Origin of the sequence: Streptococcus parasanguinis (genome assembly GCF_001074805.1) — a bacterium.
Classification (GTDB): Bacteria; Bacillota; Bacilli; order Lactobacillales; family Streptococcaceae; genus Streptococcus; species Streptococcus parasanguinis_A.
Genome location: NZ_JUPI01000115.1, coordinates 1 through 19,521, shown reverse-complemented (window position 1 = coordinate 19,521; position 19,521 = coordinate 1). Strand labels below are relative to the sequence as shown.

The following is a 19,521-nucleotide window of genomic DNA, read 5'->3' as shown; positions in this document are numbered from 1 at the left end:
TTTGGTGTAGGCTATGAAAATTTTATTTGTATCTCCTGTTGGAGCCATGTTTAGTGGAGCAGAAGTATCGATTGTGAACCTAATGAAATTATTGGTTCAGCAAGGTCACGAAGTTTATAATGTGATACCGGATAATGCTCCACACATTGATAAAGACTATCTCCGTCATATGGATACAACTGGAATTAAACTATTTCAGTTAAAAACCAATCAGTGGTGGTGGCCTGAGTCTAAGACGCTGAACATTTCAGAGTTAGAAATCCAAGCTTCTCAACAAAAGAATATTGAGGAAGTAAGAGAAATCATTCAGAACGAACAGATTGAACTGGTTATTTCGAATACAGTCAATGTGTTTCAGGGGGCCTTTGCAGCTGCATGTGAAAAGGTCAGACATTTTTATATTATTCATGAATTTCCTTTTGGCGAGTTCGGTTATTATAAGGAATTAATTCCTTTAATCGATGATTTATCTGATAAAATTTTTGTAGTCGAAGGGGAATTGTACCAGACTCTAACGAATTATTTTACGACTGACAAATTGATTCCGTTTATTCCCTATACAGAAGTTCAAGAGCGTCCTCTTAAGAATTCTACTATTTCTCGTTTCGTATCAATCGGTGGGATTAACGAACGAAAAAATCAGCTTGAGTTGCTTGCAGCCTATAATCACTTAAATCGGAAAGATATCGAACTGGTTTTTATCGGAGGATGGGATGAGCAGTACAAAAAGTTGATGGATGACTATATTCAAACGCATCATCTAGATCGTGTGACTTTTGTTGGTTTTCACTCGGATCCATGGTCCTTGGTGACAGATAAAGATATCCTCGTCTTGCCTGCTAAATTAGAAACATTTTCTTTAGTATTTGTGGAATCAGTCCTCAATGGAGTTCCGGCAATCATTTCCGATAATTTAGGTCATTTGTCTTCGAGTAAATTTTTAGAATCTGGAAATTTATATCCGCTAGGGGATAGGGACTTGCTAAGTCAACAAATGGCTACAGTGATTGATCATTTTGATGCATATAAAGAAAAGCAATTACTGGATCAAGAACTCGCTCGAAAGAAATATAATCTTAAGACAATCTATGCTGATTTTAAAGATAACATTGAAGTAGAAACGCCAATTGGTAACCAAAAGCTATCTTCCAAGTATGCTCGATTTTTGGGGATGAAATTCAATAATCGTGATCTCGAAGTGATTGGTAAATCTCAGGTGGTGATTTCAGCTTCTAACGATGGACTCCACTCAGCCTACCATGAAATAACAAAAGAGAGAATGGAAAATAAGGGCTCTATTATCTTCCAGCTTGAAAAGGAAAAGAGTCTAAAAATATTACTTTCAGAATTTCCTAGCTCCTATAAAAGATTGTCATTGATTGCATTGGAGGATCAAAGAGAAATTCCTCTTGTAACTTCAAACGGAATTGATTTCGAGGATGTTTTGGTTTTCTTTAATACCCATCCACATATTCTTTTTGATCTTTCGAATAGTTCAGGTAATCAATTTCAATTCTCCTATAAAAAAGAAAGTGACGAAGAATTTAGCAGACACCTATTCAACTTACATGAGAATCATAAAAAATTATCTCATGAATACAATTCCGTCATCCATTCTCGCCGTTGGACCATTCCAACAAAGATCTTGAAATTCTTTAGAATAAGGAAATAATATGCAACGTTTACTTTTATATGTTCACTATAATAAGTTTAATTTTATTAGTGGACATGTACTTTACCAATTAGAAAACATTCGTCCCTTGTATTCACGGGTGGTCTTTATCTCCAATAGTCAACTACCAGAAGATGTGAAGTCTAATTTAGTAGCACAGCATCTGGTAGACGATATTCTAGAGCGCCAAAATAGTGGCTTTGACTTTGCGGCTTGGCGGGATGGAATGAAGACAGTTGGCTTTGACCAACTGGCTCATTTTGATTCGGTTACCCTCATGAATGATACCTGCTTTGGACCTCTTTGGGATCTAGAACCAATCTACCAAAAATTTGAGAATGATGATGAGGTTGATTTCTGGGGAATGACCAATTACCGGAAAGACAAGGATTTTAACGAGCATATTCAGAGTTATTATCTTAGCTTTAAAAAACAGGTTATTGAATCAAGTACTTTCCATGAATTTTGGCAGGAAGTTCAAGACTTTACCAATGTTCAGGATGTAATCGATAACTACGAAACCAAGGTCACAACGAACTTCTTGGATGCAGGTTTTCACTATAAGACGGTCTTTGATACCATTCATGAAGACACCACAGGGATGCTTTATCCAGACTTTTCTTACTACAATCCTACAGCGATTCTCAATCATAAGGTTCCTTTCATCAAAGTCAAAACCATTGCAAACAATGAAGGAATTATGCCTTATATTTTCGACGAGTTGGAGCGTGTAACGGACTATCCATTAGACTTGATTCTCAACCATATGTCTATGATTGATCGTCCGGACTATCCTTATCTCTTGTCTCGTAAGTACTTGAAAAACCAAGAATTAGCTGGAGAGTTCGGTAAAAAAGTTGCGGTTCATCTCCATGTCTTTTATGTGGACCTCTTGGAAGAATTTCTAGATGCATTTCAAGCCTTTCATTTTGCTTATGACTTATGGATCACGACGGATGTAGAAGAGAAGAAGCAGGCTATTGAGAAAATTCTTTCTCATCGAACACAAGATGCGACGGTTGTGGTGACTGGAAACGTTGGTCGGGATGTGCTGCCAATGTTGCTCTTAAAAGAGCAACTCTCTCGTTATGACTATGTAGGCCATTTCCATACCAAGAAATCCAAAGAAGCAGATTTCTGGGCAGGTGAATCTTGGCGCAAAGAATTGATCGAGATGCTGGTCAAACCGGCTGATCAAATCCTAGCCAATATGGAAGCCAATCCAAAAGTCGGAATCACTATCGCAGATATTCCAACTTTCTTCCGTTACAATCGAATAGTGGTTGCTTGGAATGAGGCTCTTATTTCACCAGAGATGAACAAGCTCTGGGAACGGATGGGAGCGACCAAGACGATTGATTACAAAAATTTCAATACCTTTGTCATGAGTTATGGGACCTTTGTTTGGTTTAAATACGATGCTTTGAAACCACTCTTTGATTTGAATTTGACAGCAGCAGATGTTCCAGCAGAACCTCTTCCTCAAAATTCGATATTGCATGCGATCGAACGTTTGTTGATCTACATTGCTTGGGATCAAAAGTATGACTTTAGGATCTCTCAAAATCCTCATGTCCTGACACCATTTATTGATAATAAGCAATTGAACAATCGTGAAGATCTCCAACCCCATACCTTTGTGGACTTTAATCAAATTGGTGGGATCAAAGGAGCCTTGAAGTATATCGTGATAGGGCCTGCAAGAGCTGTGAAATATATACTAAAAAGAATGATAAAGAAAGTGAAATAATGAAACGGAAAAAAGAGTTTAATTTTAAAGAATTTATCCTCTCAGCTTTATCGAAAGTTTCAAGAACTCAATGGTATTACATTGCAACTTTATTTTTATTCTATTTCATTGATGTTTTTCTTTTAAATTGTCGACTAATTGATACCATAGGATCCACAACTTCTGTTAGGGAATTGAATAATAATTTTGGATTAATTTTTGGAATAGCCATTTTATTGATTGCTTATTTGAGTTCAAAATTTGATTTTAAGTGGTTCTTTCTGTTGAAATGTATTGTAGGGTATTTTATATATACAAGTTTATCGTATTTAGTAGATGTTACTACTAACATTAATAACCCTAAATTTAAATTATGGAATTTTAAAAATAATCCGTTTCTTCAAACAAATGGATTATGGACTTTGTTTTCAATTATATTAATTTCTAGTCTTTGTTTCATTTTTAGAAAATATTACGAAAATAAAACTCATCGTGGAAGAGTTACTGTTGCAATTAATAAAGAGTTTGAATATTTACTATTAGGACAATTTTTGACTTTATTAATATTTTCGGATAGTAAAATTCCATCATTTATTTCAAAAACAACTACTTTTATAAAGATTGGGGAGAAATATAATTTAGGAAAGTATTCAGAAGCTCAATTTTGGTCTCTCTTTCCAACTACTTTTGGTTTGTTTATTTTATTAAGTTTTGTCACGTTTTTGTTTATGAAAGGTCAAAGTGATTTTATAAAAAACAAACCATCCTTCTCTTTATCTGTATTCTTTAGTGCTGTATTTGCTATAGTATTCAATTTTACTTTGCAAATTGGGATGGGAAATAGTGAAAAGTTTTTAGGTTATTCATTTCTACCAGGAGCTTTGTTATTTCAATTTATAACACTATTTCTTTTATTTATTTCAGTTTTTTTGGTAACTAATAAGGTTGTTTTAAGTACTTTAATCATTCTTTCTTTTGGTACAGTCTTTTCTATTGCTAATGCAATTAAATTTTCAATGAGGAATGAACCAGTTTTGCCAAGTGATTTATCTTGGTTGTCATCTGTTGATCAATTATTTGGTTTTGTAGATCTGTCTATTGTACTTTACAGCATTTTATGTTTAGTATTATTACCATTGCTATATATTATTTTAAGAAAACTTTTCTTTCAAGGACGAATCTTGAGAAGTTTCCTTTTTAGAATTCTGCTATTATTAACCATTATAATAGTTTATGTTAATGTTTTTGATTTATTGAGTAATAAAGAACAAAATGGTCAAGTTAGAGACGGTGTTCCGATTGTTTCACAATTAAATAACTTTCAAAATATTGTTTGGATGGGAAATACTGTTAATGCTAGATATAAATCAATTTCATATGTTTGGTTTAATCAAATGGCGACGGAAGTGGTTCCTATCCCCGAGGGATACTCTAAAGCACGGATAAATAAAATAAAAGAAAAGTATGCATCAATAGCTTCGGAATTGAATAAGACAAGAAATTCAAATATCCAAGATAATACAATTATTTATATTTTGAGTGAGAGCTTTTCAGATCCGTCACGAATTGATACTGTTAAGTTAAATAAAGATGTTATTCCGAATATAAGATCCATAAAGAATAATACAACAAGTGGTTTAATGCAATCAGATGGTTACGGGGGTGGAACTGCAAATATGGAGTTTCAAACTTTGTTTGGACTTCCATATTACAATATGTCTCAAAGTGTTTCTGTATTATATACAGAGGTATTTCCTAAGTTAATACAAAAACCATCGATAAGTAACAGTTTTAATGAGAAAGATAGGATTGCTATTCATTTTAATGATCCTAGAAATTACTCTAGAAATGTTGTATATAAAGATTTAAAATTTAATAAATTTATTACTTCTCCTGCAAAAGGGGTAGAACATGAAAAACAAGGTGCGTATTTAAGTGATCGGACTCTTTATAATACGATTCTACGAAATCTGTCAACTAATAAAAATGAAAATCAATTCTTTTCAATTATTACGATGCAGAACCATGCCCCTTGGTCTGAATCTAGTCCAGAAGATTTAACCGCTATTGGAGAAAAATTTTCAGATGAGGAGAATGCAAAATTATTAAATTATTCTAGATTGTTAACACATACGGATAGTGATACCCAATCCTTCCTGGAAAGTCTTTCTAAAATAGATAAGAAGATTACAGTGGTATTTTATGGGGATCATTTGCCAGGTCTTTATCCTGAGTCCGCCTTTAAGAATAATCCGGAGAGTCAGTATCAGACAGACTACTTCATTTGGAGTAATTTTGATGCACCGAAATTGAACTATCCTTTGGTCAATTCAAGTGATTTCTCTGCTATGGTCTTTGAACAGACCAATTCAAAAGTTTCGCCTTACTATGCTTTGTTAACAGAAGTGCTGAAAAAAGCAAGTGTCGATAAAAAGGCCCTAGAAGGAGAAGCACAAGAAATTGCAGAGGATTTGAAAATGGTTGAATACGACCTGATTAGTGGGAAAGGTTACCTTTCTAAAGACTTCTTTAAAGTCCCAACCAATAAATCCAATTAAAAGGAGTGCTAGCAGTTAAAAATCTTTGTGATTTTGGCTGTCTGGCTCCCTTTTTTTTGTTTTTTATGCTAAACTATTAGATGGGGGTACGCTCATGATTAAGATATTTGGAAAGGTCCATTATCATTGGCAACCGGACTTATCTATTCTTGTGACTTATTGGTCCATTGCAGTGATTCCGGTCTTTATTGGACTGGCCTTGATGTATGAGAGCTCTAGTGTGCCAACGCTAGTTTTGTTTTCGTTCTTTTTATTTATGGTCTTGCTCGCGATTGGGGTCCATCGTTACTTCACGATTTATGAGGATGGGATCTTGCGGATTATTACTGCCAATCCTTTTACTCCAATCAAGGTGAAGATTGACTCGATCGAAAAGGTCGAAGTAAATAAGAAGTCGATCAAGCTCATTTTTAATGATGGTTCGCGCAGTCGGACATTCTGTATGCGCAAATGGCCGAAAAAATACTTTATCAATGCACTTGCCTTAAATTCATCTTTCAAAGGTGAAGTGGTCTTGACGGACAACTTCATCCATGTGGATTATTACGAGATGTATTATGCAGATAAATAAAAAAGCCCTCTTAATCTTTTAAGAGAGCATGAGTGGGGCATTCTTTAATAGCCTCGAGAACATCGTTTGTGACAGGAACTTCCTTTTCAAGGAGGTCGTCGTCTTCAGCAGCAAATTTAACGATGCCATTGTCATGGTAATCAAAAATTTCAGAATAGGTCTGACAGAGACCGCAAGCGATGCAACGATCTGGAATTAACGTAACTTTCATACTTCTATTGTAATGATTTTTACGAGAAAAAACAAGGAGGAAGTCATGGCAAAAGAACCATGGGAAGAAGATATTTACGATGATGGAGAAGAAACATTGAAAAGAACGAGTAAGTTAAATGGAATAAAGGCAGATCGTCTGTTGACGATTTTAGCCATTATTTTCTTTGTAGTAGTAGTGGCGATGGTCTGCTTGTTGATTTTCCTATCAACAGGTGGCAGCAATAAATCAAAACAAATGTCTGGTTTCTACAATGGTGAGACTAAGGTTGAACAGAAATCATCAGCCCCTGCAGCACAAACTGACCAAGCGGCTAAAGACGATAGTTCAAAAGATGAGAACTCGGAAGAAGGTACGATCACTGTTCAAGCAGGTGAAGGGGAAGCAGCGATTGCTGCGCGTGCTGGTATTTCCATTGCCCAATTGGAACAGTTAAATCCATCTCACATGTCTACAGGATCATGGTATGCGAATCCTGGTGATGTCGTTAAGATTCAGTAGGAGTTGAAGACAGAATGAAACAAATTCAAATTGCCATTGATGGACCGGCTTCTAGTGGAAAGTCCACAGTTGCAAAGATCATTGCCAAGGATCTAGACTATACGTATCTAGATACGGGGGCTATGTATCGTGCAGCGACTTACCTAGCTTTGCAAAATAATCTGACAGCCGAACAGGTAGATGACTTGTTAGCCCTTTTAGATCAATATCCAATTAGTTTTGGTCGTTCGGAAGAAGGAGAGCAACTTGTTTTTGTAGCAGACGTGGATATTACCCATCCAATTCGTGATAACCAAGTGACCAATAATGTTTCGTGGGTCGCAGCGCTTGCGCCTATCCGTGAAAAGTTGGTGGCTCTTCAGCAAGAGATTGCAGAGAAGGGTGGAATCGTCATGGACGGTCGCGATATTGGGACAGTTGTCTTGCCAAATGCAGAATTGAAGATTTTTTTGGTTGCTTCGGTTGAGGAACGTGCAGAACGTCGCTTCAAGGAAAATGTTGAAAAGGGCATCACAGCGGATCTTGAATTGTTAAAAAAAGAAATCGCTGAACGTGACTATAAGGATAGCCACCGTGCTGTGTCTCCTTTAAAACCTGCAGCAGATGCCATTCATTTTGACACAACGGGTGTTGGCATTGCAGACGTTGTGGCCTTTATTGAAGAAAAAGCAAAAAAACTTCTTGACAAATAATAAAAAACTTGATATCATATAAAAGTTGAGAAAAGCAGAAGTGAGAACTTCTCGCCTTGTGACGCAAGTTGCCTGGCCCCTACGGATCAAGTTTCAGTAATGAAATACATCATGTAGTTCGGGCCTGTATTGCAGGTCCGTTCTTTGTTTTTCTCGAATAATAAAAAAGAGGTGAAAACCATAGCAAAGCAAGACTTATTCATCAATGATGAAATTCGTGTACGTGAAGTTCGCTTAATCGGTCTTGAAGGTGAGCAATTGGGTATCAAACCACTTAGCGAAGCGCAAGCACTTGCGGACGACGCTAATGTTGACTTGGTTCTCATTCAACCTCAAGCTAAACCTCCTGTTGCGAAAATTATGGACTACGGTAAGTTCAAATTTGAGTACCAGAAGAAGCAAAAAGAACAACGCAAAAAACAAAGCGTTGTGACCGTGAAAGAAGTTCGTTTGAGCCCAGTGATTGACAAGGGTGATTTCGATACAAAACTTCGCAATGCTCGCAAATTCCTTGAAAAAGGAAATAAAGTGAAGGTATCCATTCGCTTTAAGGGTCGTATGATTACCCACAAAGAGATTGGTGCTAAAGTTTTAGCCGACTTCGCTGAAGCGACACAAGATGTGGCAATCATCGAACAACGAGCTAAGATGGATGGACGTCAAATGTTCATGCAATTGGCGCCAGCAACTGACAAGAAATAATCTGTCAGAAAGTTAAAAAAAGGAGAAAATATCATGCCAAAACAAAAAACACACCGCGCATCAGCTAAACGTTTCAAACGTACAGGTTCTGGTGGACTTAAACGTTTCCGTGCTTACACTTCTCACCGTTTCCACGGAAAAACTAAGAAACAACGTCGTCATCTTCGTAAAGCATCTATGGTGCATTCAGGAGATTTCAAACGTATCAAAGCAATGCTTACTCGCTTGAAATAATCGCGTATTCGTAAGTAAAGAATTCTAGGAAATATTGGAGGAAATATAAATGGCACGTGTTAAAGGTGGCGTTGTATCACGCAAACGTCGTAAACGTATTCTTAAATTAGCTAAAGGTTACTATGGAGCTAAACATATCTTGTTCCGTACTGCAAAAGAACAAGTAATGAACTCTTACTACTATGCATACCGTGACCGTCGTCAAAAGAAACGTGACTTCCGTAAATTGTGGATCACACGTATCAATGCGGCAGCTCGTTTGAACGGACTTTCATACTCACAATTGATGCATGGTTTGAAATTGGCTGAGATCGAAGTTAACCGTAAAATGCTTGCTGACTTGGCTGTTAACGATGCAGCAGCTTTCACAGCTCTTGCAGATGCAGCTAAAGCAAAACTTGGTAAATAATGTTTATAATAGGCTGGGCAAAAGTTGTCCAGCCTTTGATGTATGATAGAAATAACTGTATGACGCAGTGGTTGATTGGTATCTTTATTCGCTTTTTAAGCTCTAAAGATGACCTAATCAACTGTGCGGGGGTGGAAAACGAACTCTTTTTTACTAGTCAGAGTTCTTTCCCACTCCCTTTTTTTCTTGCTGATTTCATGCTATAATGAAAATAATCGTAACCGATATGAGGAGAGATGGAGGATATAAAGGTGACACACAATCGACTAGCATGGGATGAATATTTTGCAGCACAGGCCTTACTGATTTCGAATCGAGCGACCTGTAATCGAGCTAAGGTTGGGGCTGTACTAGTTAAGGATAATAAGGTCATTGCAACAGGTTATAATGGATCCGTTTCTGGGACAGATCATTGTCTAGAAGATGGCTGTCTTATGGTCGAGGGACACTGTGTCCGGACGATTCATGCGGAAGTCAATGCTATTTTGCAAGGAGCTGAACGGGGGATTCCCAAAGGATTTACAGCTTATGTGACACATTTTCCTTGTCTCAATTGTACCAAGCAATTGCTTCAAGTTGGTTGCAAGCGGGTGGTATACATTCATCAGTATCGAATTGATGAATATGCCGAATACCTCTACCGTGAAAAAGAAGTAGAACTGGTCAATTTACCAATTGAAGAAGTGAAACGAGCTATTGCAGAGGCTGATTTTATTTAGGGAAGGCTTTTAGTCCATTTCACGATATGTTAGCAATCTAATTGGAAACCTGTCCAAATTAATGTTTAAGAGATAGCATTGAATAGATGGCTATCATGAAAAGAATAATGGAATCAAGTATAATGGTGTTAACGGAAAAACATAAAAATATAAGAAAGGAAGGAGAAAGTGATGACAAACCAAGAGAAACATTTTGAGGAAAATAAAGAACATCGTAAGATAAGTGAAGATTATCCCAATTCTGTATCTGTTCAGAATCCTCCAAAAGAAAATAGCTTACATTCTATTCTTCTTTCAGTGACATTTTACTTATCCATTATCTATCTTGTATTGTTTTTCTTTTACTTTGCACCTTGGGGTGATGGTTGGGGATTTGTCGTTTTGATTTTCCTTGGTCCAAACTTATTAAGTCTTGCGATTGGGGCCTTTCTAATTCGACTAGGGATGAAGAAGGGGTATAAAAGCCTTCTCTATGCGAGTGTTGGACTCTATCTGCTGTCTATCATCTTGGCTTTTGATCCGGACTGGGAAATATTTCGAATTGCTCCCTTATGTTTAGGTATTTTGGATTTAATCGGAACACTCCTGGTTAAAGAAGAGAAAAGCTCTTAATCAAAAAATGGGTATGGTCAACTCTACTCAATAAAAAGTATTCGGGTCGATCAAAGAGATAGTTAAATCAGTTCATCCGCTCTATTTTTAAGCGCTATTATTTGAAAGAATAACTAAAAAGGTTAGGAGAAAGTTATGACAGATCAACAGAAAAATCTGGAAGTAGATACAGAAAAAGAGGCATTCGTTTCAGATGAAAGTCTTCTTCCTAACAATGAAATGAAGCCAGAAAAGAGAGTTGGGACTTCTGCAATACTTTATTTTGCCCTGTTAATCGCCATTGCTTATACAGTTTAACTTTTATTAGGTCTCTTTGCAATGGGAGCGTGGGCTGGTGGATTTTTGTACTTTTTGGGGATCCATATGATTAGCTTTGTGATTGCAACCATCCTGCTTTGGAATGGATATGTGAATGGCAATAAAGCAACTCTTTATATAGCAGCAGCTATTTATGTTTTTTCATTTATTGCTGCGGGTGATCCGGATTGGGTGATTAATCATATACCACAGTTTGTGGTAGGAGTGCTGGTATTGATTGGAACTGTATTGTTAAAAAATGAAGAGTGATGATAGCAGGTAGGATGTTCAATCCTATCTTTTTTATTTATTTAGTACTGATAACGCACTGAGAAAACGGTTACAAATTGTGTTATAATTTAAATAAATGGATCGTTAAATACTTTTCTTAGAAAGCGGAGGAGAATCTATGTCTAGAAAAAAATGGTATGGTATACTGCTAATTCTTGAAGCAATTCTTTATCTTGTTTCTTATGGTAGTAGTCTAGTAGAGAGCTATAATGTCCAAAATTTAAATGGAAATACACCACTGATCACTACCTCTAGTATTTTTTCTATATGGAATGGAATGATTATTTGCTGGGTAATTTGGAGAATCATGAAGCAGCGTTTAAATGTTGAAGGATTGATAGCTGCTCTTCTCCTCTCAATTACCCAACTACTGATGTTTTTTTTACCACCTTTCTCCCCAACAAATCTGATGAACATTTCCTTTGTGCTAAATATCATTTGTTTAATATGGATTTGCTTGCTTATAAAGAATGTAGAAATGAGGGAGCTTTTAAACAATTGGAAAAGTAAAGATGGTTGGAAATCATCGATAGCTTATTTAGTACTATTTGTTGCCTCTACAAATATTTCTCCACTATTTATATTGATTGGTATGGATAGAACGAGTGATATTTACGCTTTTACACTTCGATACAGTGTAATGGAGTTAATGTTTTTACTTCTGATTAATGTTATGATCACAAGTACAAGTGAGAAACTTCAGAAAGTATTTTCTCTCTTGCTCATTTTATCTTCTCTTGTTGTGATAGGTGCAGTATACTCTTTCATCTCTCGTATAAGCTTTTACGGTCTCTTTTATCTTCTCTTATCGATTTATATTGCTTGTCGTGTTTTTAGTTTACTTGAGAAAGTTGCAGTTAGCTGGGAGTCCAAGGTGAAAGTACAAGATCTATCATCTATTGACACTAAACCAGAGATGGCGGACTCTCAAGTAGAAGGAGACATAGATGTAAACGATCAGTTGAATGCTGATATACAATCAAACAATGATAAAGAAAATTCGCCAAAGAGGATTATTCTTCATTCGTCTTGGTTATGGAGCGCCCTTATAATAGCAGTCTGCCACCTTGGTATTATGATTTTTCCTTTATTTTTAGGAAACCCCATGTATCTACTGATCTTATATATTGGTGCCATCCATTATATTTGTTTTATGATTGCGACTTTCATCCTTTTCATAGCTATGAGGAATGGAAATGTGGGTCTCTTAAATACATCAGCCGTCTTATTTATTGTTTCCATCATAGGTACGCTAGATCCTTATTGGACAGGTCCAAATATTTTATCCTTGGTTTTAGGAGTCCTGGTATTTATTGGAGGTATATTATTTAAAAATGGAGACTGATTAAAGTAGATAGGGTTGAAAATTTTTAAAGAACTGTTATCATTTAAGTAGGTGGTAGGTTTTCGAGTACCCATTGGTACGCGGACGCCTATCATTTTTGAAGATAAAAAAAGCACCGTGTGAGGGTGCTAGATCTTGCCTGCTGAACTCGTCAATTGATAGATACCCTACGGGGTATTTTTTGTGAACTTTTTAGGAACTTTGAGGACTGTTTAAGTCAGTTTAACTAGGTAGTGCATAGACCGAAAAAGCTGATTTAATGGGCTTTTTGAAAAATCATTTTCCATATCATATGTAATGTGTTATAATGAAGTGTTATATGGTCCCGATAAGGTGGTAGAAATCTTCTATCAGTACTTTGTAACTCTATAACAATATTTTTTAAGGGGGGACATTTTTATGTCAGAACGTAAACTTTTCACGTCTGAATCAGTATCTGAGGGGCATCCAGATAAGATTGCAGACCAAATTTCAGATGCTATTTTAGATGCTATTTTAGAGCAAGATCCAGAAGCTCACGTAGCTGCCGAAACAGCTGTTTATACTGGTTCCGTGCATGTCTTTGGTGAGATTTCAACGACTGCTTATGTGGATATTAACCGTGTGGTTCGTGATACCATTGCAGAGATTGGTTATACTAATACGGAATATGGATTCTCAGCTGAAACTGTAGGAGTACACCCATCTTTGGTGGAACAATCTCCTGATATTGCCCAAGGGGTTAATGAAGCCTTGGAAGTTCGTGGAAACGCAGATCAAGATCCACTTGATTTGATCGGAGCAGGAGACCAAGGTCTCATGTTTGGTTTTGCAGTGGATGAAACAGAAGAACTCATGCCATTACCGATTTCACTCAGCCACAAGTTGGTTCGTCGTTTGGCTGAACTTCGTAAGTCTGGGGAAATCAGCTATCTTCGTCCAGATGCCAAATCACAGGTCACTGTCGAGTACGATGAAAATGACCAGCCAGTGCGCGTGGATACGGTGGTTATTTCAACTCAACACGATCCAGATGTCAGCAATGAACAAATCCATGAAGATGTAATTAACAAGGTCATCAAAGAGGTGATTCCAGCTTCTTATCTAGATGAGGAAACCAAATTCTTCATCAACCCAACAGGTCGCTTTGTTATCGGTGGGCCTCAAGGGGATTCCGGTTTGACAGGTCGTAAGATCATCGTGGATACTTATGGTGGTTATTCACGTCACGGTGGTGGTGCCTTCTCTGGTAAGGATGCGACGAAGGTGGACCGTTCCGCTTCCTATGCAGCTCGCTATATTGCAAAAAACATCGTGGCAGCAGGGCTTGCTAAGAAAGCAGAAGTGCAATTGGCTTATGCCATTGGGGTTGCTCAACCTGTCTCTGTTCGTATTGATACCTTTGGTACGGGAACAGTTGCTGAAAGTAAGCTTGAAAAAGCAGCGCGTGAGATCTTTGATCTTCGTCCAGCAGGGATTATCCAAATGTTGGACCTTAAACGTCCAATCTACCGTCAAACAGCAGCATACGGCCATATGGGACGGACAGATATTGACCTTCCATGGGAACGTTTGGACAAGGTAGAAGCCTTGAAAGAAGCTGTAAAATAATTCGTTGAAATGGAAAAGTTAGGGTCAAGTTGATCCTAGCTTTTTTTCGTTTTGAAAATTCCTACAGATGGAAAAATAGGTCGATCTGTGGTATAATAGATGCAGTATTTTGAATACGTTGTCCCTTTTATTTCCGTTACAAAAAACGATAGTAAAAGGAAAAAGACTTGAAAGAGCTAATAAATTATTAAGATGAAAAAAATTGTAATAAATGGTGGTCGCCCTCTAAAAGGAGAGGTGACCATTAGTGGTGCAAAAAATAGTGTAGTAGCCTTGATTCCGGCGACCATTCTGGCGGATGATATCGTGACCCTTGATGGGGTACCGGATATCTCCGACGTGGCGAGTCTGATTGAAATCATGACCATCATGGGGGCTAAGATTGAACGCAAAGAAGACAGTTTGATCATTGATCCACGTGGGGTGAAGAATATGCCCATGCCATTTGGAAAAATCAACAGTCTGCGAGCTTCCTATTATTTCTATGGCAGCTTATTAGGACGCTATGGTCAAGCAACGGTTGGACTACCTGGAGGGTGTGACCTTGGACCACGTCCGATCGATTTGCATTTGAAGGCCTTTGAAGCAATGGGAGCCGCTATGACCATGGATGGCTCTAGTATGAAACTTGCGACTGATGGCAAGCCTCTTCAAGGAGCAAACATCTACATGGATACTGTTAGTGTCGGTGCAACGATCAATACGATTTTGGCAGCGGTCAAGGCTGAAGGTCGGACAGTGATCGAAAATGCTGCGCGGGAACCTGAGATTATCGATGTGGTAACCTTGCTAAACAACATGGGAGCCCATATTCGGGGAGCAGGTACGGATATCATAATCATTGATGGTGTTCCACAATTGCATGGAACTAGACATCAGGTGATTCCAGATCGCATCGAAGCTGGAACCTATATTGCCCTTGCAGCTGCTATTGGAGAAGGTATCCAGATCAATAATGTCCTGTATGAGCATTTGGAGAGCTATATTGCCAAGTTAGAGGAAATGGGTGTGCGCATGACCATTTCTGAAGATAGTATCTTTGTAGAAAAGCAGACGGGCTTGAAGGCCATCCAGATCAAAACCTCTCCTTATCCTGGTTTTGCGACTGATTTGCAACAACCGATCACACCTTTGCTCTTAACGGCTGCAGGACGTGGGCGCATTGTTGATACGATTTATGAAAAACGGGTCAACCATGTGCCAGAATTGGCTAAAATGGGAGCCACCATTTCGACCTTAAACGACCACATTATCTATGAAGGGCCAAATCAATTGACAGGATCCAGTGTGAAAGCGACGGATCTTCGAGCTGGTGCGGCTTTAGTGATCGCCGGTCTCATGGCTTCTGGAACAACAGAAATTACAAATGTGGAATACATCCTTCGCGGGTATTCAGATATTATTCATAAATTGACCCAACTTGGAGCAGACATCCAGTTGGTAGAGGAATAGTGACAGAACTAGGGATCTGATAGTGGCGGCTGGATACACGAACAATGGAGTTTGAAATGAATATTTGGACGCACTTAGCTGCCTATTCACTAATTGAAACACAAAGGTTGTATTTACGACCTTTTCTCTTTGAGGATGCGGAAGATTTTTATAAGATTGCTTCGAATCCTGATAACCTACAATTTATCTTTCCTGCACAAGCCGATCTTTCTGAAACTCAATATGTACTAGCCAACTATTTCATGAAAAATCCTTTGGGGGTTTGGGCGATCTGTGATCAGGAAACCAATCAGATGATCGGTTCGATCAAGTTTGAAAAGTTGGATGAAATCAAGGGTGAGGCTGAGTTAGGCTACTTTTTGCGCAAAGATTTTTGGGGAAAGGGTCTGATGACAGAAGCGGTCAAAGAGTTGGTCTATCTATCATTTGAGAAATTTCAACTGAAGGAGCTTAAGATTGTCACCCATGTTGAAAATGCAGGGAGTCAAAAGGTCGCTTTGAAGGCTGGTTTTCGTCTCTTTCGTCAATTCAAAGGGAGTGACCGCTATACGCGTAAAATGCGCGATTATTATGATTTCCGCCTAGGTAGAGGGGACTTCTATGAGTAAACACCAAGAGATTTTAGACTATCTCGAAAAATTACCGATTGGAAAACGGGTCAGTGTCCGCAGTATCTCCAATTTTTTGAATGTCAGTGATGGGACGGCCTATCGTGCCATTAAAGAAGCTGAAAATCAAGGAATTGTGGAAACGCGTCCTAGAAGCGGAACCATCCGTGTCAAATCGCAAAAAGCTGTACTAGAGCATTTGACCTATCGGGAAATTTTAGAAATCACCGGTTCAGAAATATTAGCTGGTGAAGAAGGTCTCGAAAAAGAATTTAATAAATTTTACATCGGTGCTATGACGGAAAAGCACGTCCTAGACTATGTGTCTGAAGGTGGGCTTTTGATCGTGGGTGACCGTACTAGCATCCAACGATTGGCTCTTAAACATGACAATGCGGTCTTAGTGACAGGTGGCTTTGAAGTGAGTGAGGATGTGATTGATCTGGCCAATCAGGTACAAATCCCAGTCATCCGAACTTCACACGATACCTATACCGTCGCGACTATGATCAATAAGGCCTTGTCTAATATGCAGATCAAGACGGATATCTTGACAGTCGAGCAGGTCTATCGGCCCTTCCATGAGTACGGCTATCTTTCTGAGACGGATACGGTCCGGGATTATTTAGATTTGGTTCGAAAGAATCGCTTTAGTCGTTTTCCGGTTGTCAATCAGCACCAGATGGTAGTGGGCGTCGTAACCATGAGAGATGCTGGAGATAAGGCGCCTCAGACGACCCTTGATAAGGTGATGTCACGGACCATTTTTACCACTAATTTGTCCACCAGCATTGCGACGATTAGCCAACGGATGATCGCTGAAGATTATGAAATGATTCCTGTTGTTCGTAATAACCAGACCTTGCTGGGTGTTATTACGCGTCGGGATGTCATGGATCGGATTAGCAAGGTGCAGTTTTCGAGCTTACCAACCTTTAGTGAGCAAATTGGTCAAAAGATTCAAACAGAGAACGACCATTACCAATTCACAGTGGAGCCAAGTATGCTGGAGAAAAGCGGTGTTTTGGCCAATGGGGTCATGATCGAAGTGCTGATGAAGGTTATTCGCAAGATGATGCAACACAGTGGGCGTAGCTTGATTGTCGAACAGTTGATCATCAATTTTTTACAGGCTGTGCAGGTGGATGATGTGATCCGCATTGAACCACAACTAGTTCGACGAACCAGACGTTCGGCCTTGGTTGATTTTAGCTTGTATTTAGATCTGCAGCTAGTTGCGAAAGCAACCATTACAATTAAGATTAATTAAACAAAAAGAAATGAGGAGACAATGATTACATTAAAATCACAACGTGAAATTGAAGCCATGGATCGTGCAGGTGATTTCCTTGCCAGCATCCATATTGGATTACGTGACTTGATCAAGCCAGGGCTTGACCTATGGGAAGTAGAAGAATATGTCCGTCGTCGCTGTAAAGAAGCCAATGTCTTGCCGCTTCAGATCGGTGTAGAAGGCAGTCTCATGGATTATCCTTATGCGACTTGCTGTGGTTTGAATGACGAAGTAGCCCATGCTTTTCCACGTCACGTCATTCTCAAAGATGGGGATCTCCTCAAGGTAGACATGGTCTTGTCAGAACCACTCGATAAATCTGTTTTGGATGTTTCAAAATTGGATTTTGATAATGTAGCCCAAGTGAAGAAATACACGGAGTCCTATAGTGGTGGCTTGGCGGACTCTTGCTGGGCTTATGCGGTGGGAAATGTTTCCCAAGAAGTCAAAGATTTGATGGATGTGACCAAAGAATGTCTCTATAAGGGAATTGAGAAAGCGGTCGTAGGTAATCGCTTGGGAGATATTGGCGCAGCGATTCAAGAGTATGCGGAAAGCAAAGGCTATGGCGTAGTGCGTGATTTGGTCGGTCACGGTGTCGGGCCTACCATGCATGAAGAACCAATGGTCCCACATTATGGTCGTGCTGGACGCGGTCTTCGCTTACGTGAAGGGATGGTCTTGACGATTGAGCCAATGATTAATACCGGTACTTGGGAGATTGATACAGATATGGAAACTGGTTGGGCCCATAAGACCCTTGACGGTGGCCTTTCTTGTCAATACGAGCATCAATTTGTGATTACAAAAGATGGTCCAGTGATCTTGACTAGTCAAGGTGAAGAAGGAACATACTAAGAAATAGAGAGGGAAGAATGGAGCTGAAGGCAAGTGTCTGGTTTCGCTCTTTGCTCTTTTTTAGTAAAATGGGGAGGTGACGAATGAAAAAGGTCCTACAAAAAGTACTGGGACAGCCATTTATAAAGGGCTTCGTGCGGTTTTATCAGAGTGCAGAGTCTGATATCACTAGCATTGCTGTAGCCTATTATTTGCTGATCTCCATTTTCCCTTTGATGCTGATTGCAGCCAATATTCTGCCTTACTTTCATATTCGTCCCACTCAGATTCTTTTAAGCTTACAGAAAGTTTTGCCAGCCTCCTTATATCGAATAGTGGCACAGATGATTTCGAGTGTCTTGACCAAACCTTCGACAGGCTTACTGAGTTTCTCGATTATTTCTGCTTTGTGGATCTTCTCTCAGAGCATTGCCTACCTCCAAAAAGCCTATAACAAGAGTTATGGGGTGGAAAAGGAGCGTGGTATTATCTGGGGGCGACTCTTTAGCTTTCTGATCAGTTTTGCCTTGCAGGGCTTGTTTGGACTCTCGCTGATCCTTTCCATGTTTGGGAAAATGATCGTTCGTTATCTCTATAAGACCTTTTCATTTGATCGGACGATTTATGTGCGCTTACTGAATTTGACAGAGCCGACCATCTACCTTTTGCTATTTGTCAGTCTGGTCTTGCTCTATTACACCCTTCCAAATGTCAAAATTCCAAAATTTAGATATGTATTGCCAGGGGCGACCTTCGTTGTTGCTGTCCTGTATGCGATCTTGAATATCTTTTGGAAATATGTGGATCGTTATGTGAGTCATTTCTTAGATGCTCGTTTCTTCGGTTCTGTCGTCCTAGCGGTCATTATGTTCTGGTTCATCTTGGTAGCTAAAATCATGATTATTGGTTGTATTTTAAACGCCAGTATCCAGTTTGCTAGAGAAGCCAAGTTCCAAACGCGCAATGGAGAAATTGTCTCCAAATTAAAAACGGAAGAAGTAGCTTTTCGGCATAAAGAAGCTTCACAAACATTAAAGCGACGGTTACGCTTGAGAAAAAAAGATAAAATAGAATAAGGGAGAGTGGGACAGAAATCGGTCATTCGTTAGAATTCGATTTCGTCGTCCCACCTCTGCACAGTTGAGTAGGGCTGTAAAAGCTGATGAAATCAGCGTAGTAGAGCCCACTCAACCACTG

The 19,521-nt window shown here is 38.8% G+C and carries 21 protein-coding genes and 1 other annotated feature; of the genes, 20 read left to right on the top strand and 1 reads right to left on the bottom strand.

Features of this window, described 5'->3' with window-relative positions; translation table 11 throughout:
- Positions 1-13: 13 nt before the first annotated feature.
- The 4 genes from ADI76_RS07730 to ADI76_RS07715 all read left to right on the top strand — a co-directional run bounded on the left by ADI76_RS07730 (position 14) and on the right by ADI76_RS07715 (position 6,530).
- Complete coding sequence (locus tag ADI76_RS07730; protein WP_049515563.1) at positions 14-1,672, top strand: glycosyltransferase family 4 protein; 1,659 nt, start codon at positions 14-16, stop codon at positions 1,670-1,672.
- A gap of 1 nt (position 1,673) precedes the next feature.
- The gene (locus ADI76_RS07725; RefSeq protein WP_049515560.1) at positions 1,674-3,422 is read left to right on the top strand and encodes a rhamnan synthesis F family protein; all 1,749 of its coding nucleotides are present in this window, start codon (positions 1,674-1,676) and stop codon (positions 3,420-3,422) included.
- Positions 3,422-5,959, top strand: a complete 2,538-nt coding sequence (locus ADI76_RS07720) for an LTA synthase family protein (protein ID WP_049515558.1) — start codon at positions 3,422-3,424, stop codon at positions 5,957-5,959. Before ADI76_RS07725 ends, ADI76_RS07720 begins: the two co-directional genes overlap by 1 nt.
- Before the next feature lie 94 nt (positions 5,960-6,053).
- Complete coding sequence (locus ADI76_RS07715) at positions 6,054-6,530, top strand: EbsA family protein (RefSeq protein ID WP_049515556.1); 477 nt, start codon at positions 6,054-6,056, stop codon at positions 6,528-6,530.
- 10 nt (positions 6,531-6,540) lie between these two features.
- On the opposite strand, the gene ADI76_RS07710 is transcribed toward ADI76_RS07715, so the two are convergent.
- Entirely contained in the window at positions 6,541-6,741 is a 201-nt protein-coding gene (locus ADI76_RS07710; protein ID WP_045759303.1) for a ferredoxin, read from the bottom strand.
- 45 nt (positions 6,742-6,786) lie between these two features.
- On the opposite strand from ADI76_RS07710, the gene ADI76_RS07705 reads away from it, so the two are divergent.
- The 16 genes from ADI76_RS07705 to ADI76_RS07630 all read left to right on the top strand — a co-directional run bounded on the left by ADI76_RS07705 (position 6,787) and on the right by ADI76_RS07630 (position 19,400).
- Complete coding sequence (locus ADI76_RS07705) at positions 6,787-7,242, top strand: SAG1386/EF1546 family surface-associated protein (protein WP_003006692.1); 456 nt, start codon at positions 6,787-6,789, stop codon at positions 7,240-7,242.
- Positions 7,243-7,256: 14 nt separating this feature from the next.
- Entirely contained in the window at positions 7,257-7,934 is a 678-nt protein-coding gene (cmk, locus tag ADI76_RS07700; RefSeq protein WP_023917816.1) for a (d)CMP kinase, read from the top strand.
- Positions 7,935-7,960: 26 nt separating this feature from the next.
- Positions 7,961-8,089 (top strand) — a sequence feature (ribosomal protein L20 leader region).
- A 16-nt stretch (positions 8,090-8,105) separates the two neighbouring features.
- A complete protein-coding gene (gene infC, locus ADI76_RS07695; RefSeq protein ID WP_003003721.1) occupies positions 8,106-8,636 on the top strand; it encodes a translation initiation factor IF-3 in 531 nt (176 codons plus the stop codon).
- A gap of 33 nt (positions 8,637-8,669) precedes the next feature.
- Positions 8,670-8,870: a 50S ribosomal protein L35 gene (rpmI, locus tag ADI76_RS07690; RefSeq protein ID WP_001125942.1), complete on the top strand. Its 201-nt coding sequence runs from the start codon at positions 8,670-8,672 to the stop codon at positions 8,868-8,870.
- A gap of 49 nt (positions 8,871-8,919) precedes the next feature.
- Positions 8,920-9,279 (top strand): 50S ribosomal protein L20, encoded by a 360-nt coding sequence (rplT, locus tag ADI76_RS07685; protein WP_000124830.1) that lies wholly within the window; start codon positions 8,920-8,922, stop codon positions 9,277-9,279.
- A 251-nt stretch (positions 9,280-9,530) separates the two neighbouring features.
- On the top strand, positions 9,531-9,998 hold the full coding sequence (locus tag ADI76_RS07675; protein WP_049490930.1) for a deoxycytidylate deaminase: 468 nt from the start codon (positions 9,531-9,533) through the stop codon (positions 9,996-9,998).
- A gap of 171 nt (positions 9,999-10,169) precedes the next feature.
- Positions 10,170-10,610: a hypothetical protein gene (locus ADI76_RS07670; RefSeq protein ID WP_049515551.1), complete on the top strand. Its 441-nt coding sequence runs from the start codon at positions 10,170-10,172 to the stop codon at positions 10,608-10,610.
- Positions 10,611-10,745: 135 nt separating this feature from the next.
- Positions 10,746-10,907 carry a hypothetical protein gene (locus ADI76_RS11735; RefSeq protein WP_239683631.1) on the top strand — a complete coding sequence of 54 codons (162 nt, stop codon included), beginning with the start codon at positions 10,746-10,748 and terminating at the stop codon, positions 10,905-10,907.
- Positions 10,908-10,973: 66 nt separating this feature from the next.
- A complete protein-coding gene (locus tag ADI76_RS11730; RefSeq protein ID WP_239683630.1) occupies positions 10,974-11,177 on the top strand; it encodes a hypothetical protein in 204 nt (67 codons plus the stop codon).
- Between the two features lie 139 nt (positions 11,178-11,316).
- Entirely contained in the window at positions 11,317-12,543 is a 1,227-nt protein-coding gene (locus ADI76_RS07660) for a hypothetical protein (protein ID WP_049515548.1), read from the top strand.
- A 399-nt stretch (positions 12,544-12,942) separates the two neighbouring features.
- Entirely contained in the window at positions 12,943-14,133 is a 1,191-nt protein-coding gene (gene metK / locus ADI76_RS07655) for a methionine adenosyltransferase (protein ID WP_049515546.1), read from the top strand.
- Positions 14,134-14,325: 192 nt separating this feature from the next.
- The gene (locus ADI76_RS07650) at positions 14,326-15,585 is read left to right on the top strand and encodes a UDP-N-acetylglucosamine 1-carboxyvinyltransferase (RefSeq protein ID WP_049471988.1); all 1,260 of its coding nucleotides are present in this window, start codon (positions 14,326-14,328) and stop codon (positions 15,583-15,585) included.
- Positions 15,586-15,641: 56 nt separating this feature from the next.
- Positions 15,642-16,193 (top strand): GNAT family N-acetyltransferase, encoded by a 552-nt coding sequence (locus ADI76_RS07645; RefSeq protein ID WP_024055817.1) that lies wholly within the window; start codon positions 15,642-15,644, stop codon positions 16,191-16,193.
- Positions 16,186-17,463 (top strand): CBS-HotDog domain-containing transcription factor SpxR, encoded by a 1,278-nt coding sequence (gene spxR / locus ADI76_RS07640; protein WP_049515543.1) that lies wholly within the window; start codon positions 16,186-16,188, stop codon positions 17,461-17,463. The genes ADI76_RS07645 and spxR overlap by 8 nt, the downstream gene beginning before the upstream one ends.
- 21 nt (positions 17,464-17,484) lie before the next feature.
- Entirely contained in the window at positions 17,485-18,345 is an 861-nt protein-coding gene (locus ADI76_RS07635; protein ID WP_003003694.1) for a methionyl aminopeptidase, read from the top strand.
- Between the two features lie 83 nt (positions 18,346-18,428).
- Positions 18,429-19,400 (top strand): YihY/virulence factor BrkB family protein, encoded by a 972-nt coding sequence (locus ADI76_RS07630; protein WP_049515541.1) that lies wholly within the window; start codon positions 18,429-18,431, stop codon positions 19,398-19,400.
- Positions 19,401-19,521: the final 121 nt, after the last annotated feature.

Coding starts and splice junctions, on each gene's coding strand:
- ADI76_RS07730 (WP_049515563.1), top strand. CDS start 14: ATGAAAATTTTATTTGTATCTCCTGTTGGAGCCATGTTTAGTGGAGCA.
- ADI76_RS07670 (WP_049515551.1), top strand. CDS start 10,170: ATGACAAACCAAGAGAAACATTTTGAGGAAAATAAAGAACATCGTAAG.
- metK (WP_049515546.1), top strand. CDS start 12,943: ATGTCAGAACGTAAACTTTTCACGTCTGAATCAGTATCTGAGGGGCAT.
- ADI76_RS07630 (WP_049515541.1), top strand. CDS start 18,429: ATGAAAAAGGTCCTACAAAAAGTACTGGGACAGCCATTTATAAAGGGC.
- rplT (WP_000124830.1), top strand. CDS start 8,920: ATGGCACGTGTTAAAGGTGGCGTTGTATCACGCAAACGTCGTAAACGT.
- ADI76_RS07635 (WP_003003694.1), top strand. CDS start 17,485: ATGATTACATTAAAATCACAACGTGAAATTGAAGCCATGGATCGTGCA.
- ADI76_RS07650 (WP_049471988.1), top strand. CDS start 14,326: ATGAAAAAAATTGTAATAAATGGTGGTCGCCCTCTAAAAGGAGAGGTG.
- ADI76_RS11735 (WP_239683631.1), top strand. CDS start 10,746: ATGACAGATCAACAGAAAAATCTGGAAGTAGATACAGAAAAAGAGGCA.
- spxR (WP_049515543.1), top strand. CDS start 16,186: ATGAGTAAACACCAAGAGATTTTAGACTATCTCGAAAAATTACCGATT.
- ADI76_RS07720 (WP_049515558.1), top strand. CDS start 3,422: ATGAAACGGAAAAAAGAGTTTAATTTTAAAGAATTTATCCTCTCAGCT.
- ADI76_RS07725 (WP_049515560.1), top strand. CDS start 1,674: ATGCAACGTTTACTTTTATATGTTCACTATAATAAGTTTAATTTTATT.
- ADI76_RS07705 (WP_003006692.1), top strand. CDS start 6,787: ATGGCAAAAGAACCATGGGAAGAAGATATTTACGATGATGGAGAAGAA.
- ADI76_RS07645 (WP_024055817.1), top strand. CDS start 15,642: ATGAATATTTGGACGCACTTAGCTGCCTATTCACTAATTGAAACACAA.
- ADI76_RS07715 (WP_049515556.1), top strand. CDS start 6,054: ATGATTAAGATATTTGGAAAGGTCCATTATCATTGGCAACCGGACTTA.
- cmk (WP_023917816.1), top strand. CDS start 7,257: ATGAAACAAATTCAAATTGCCATTGATGGACCGGCTTCTAGTGGAAAG.
- rpmI (WP_001125942.1), top strand. CDS start 8,670: ATGCCAAAACAAAAAACACACCGCGCATCAGCTAAACGTTTCAAACGT.
- ADI76_RS07660 (WP_049515548.1), top strand. CDS start 11,317: ATGTCTAGAAAAAAATGGTATGGTATACTGCTAATTCTTGAAGCAATT.
- ADI76_RS11730 (WP_239683630.1), top strand. CDS start 10,974: ATGATTAGCTTTGTGATTGCAACCATCCTGCTTTGGAATGGATATGTG.
- ADI76_RS07710 (WP_045759303.1), bottom strand. CDS start 6,741: ATGAAAGTTACGTTAATTCCAGATCGTTGCATCGCTTGCGGTCTCTGT.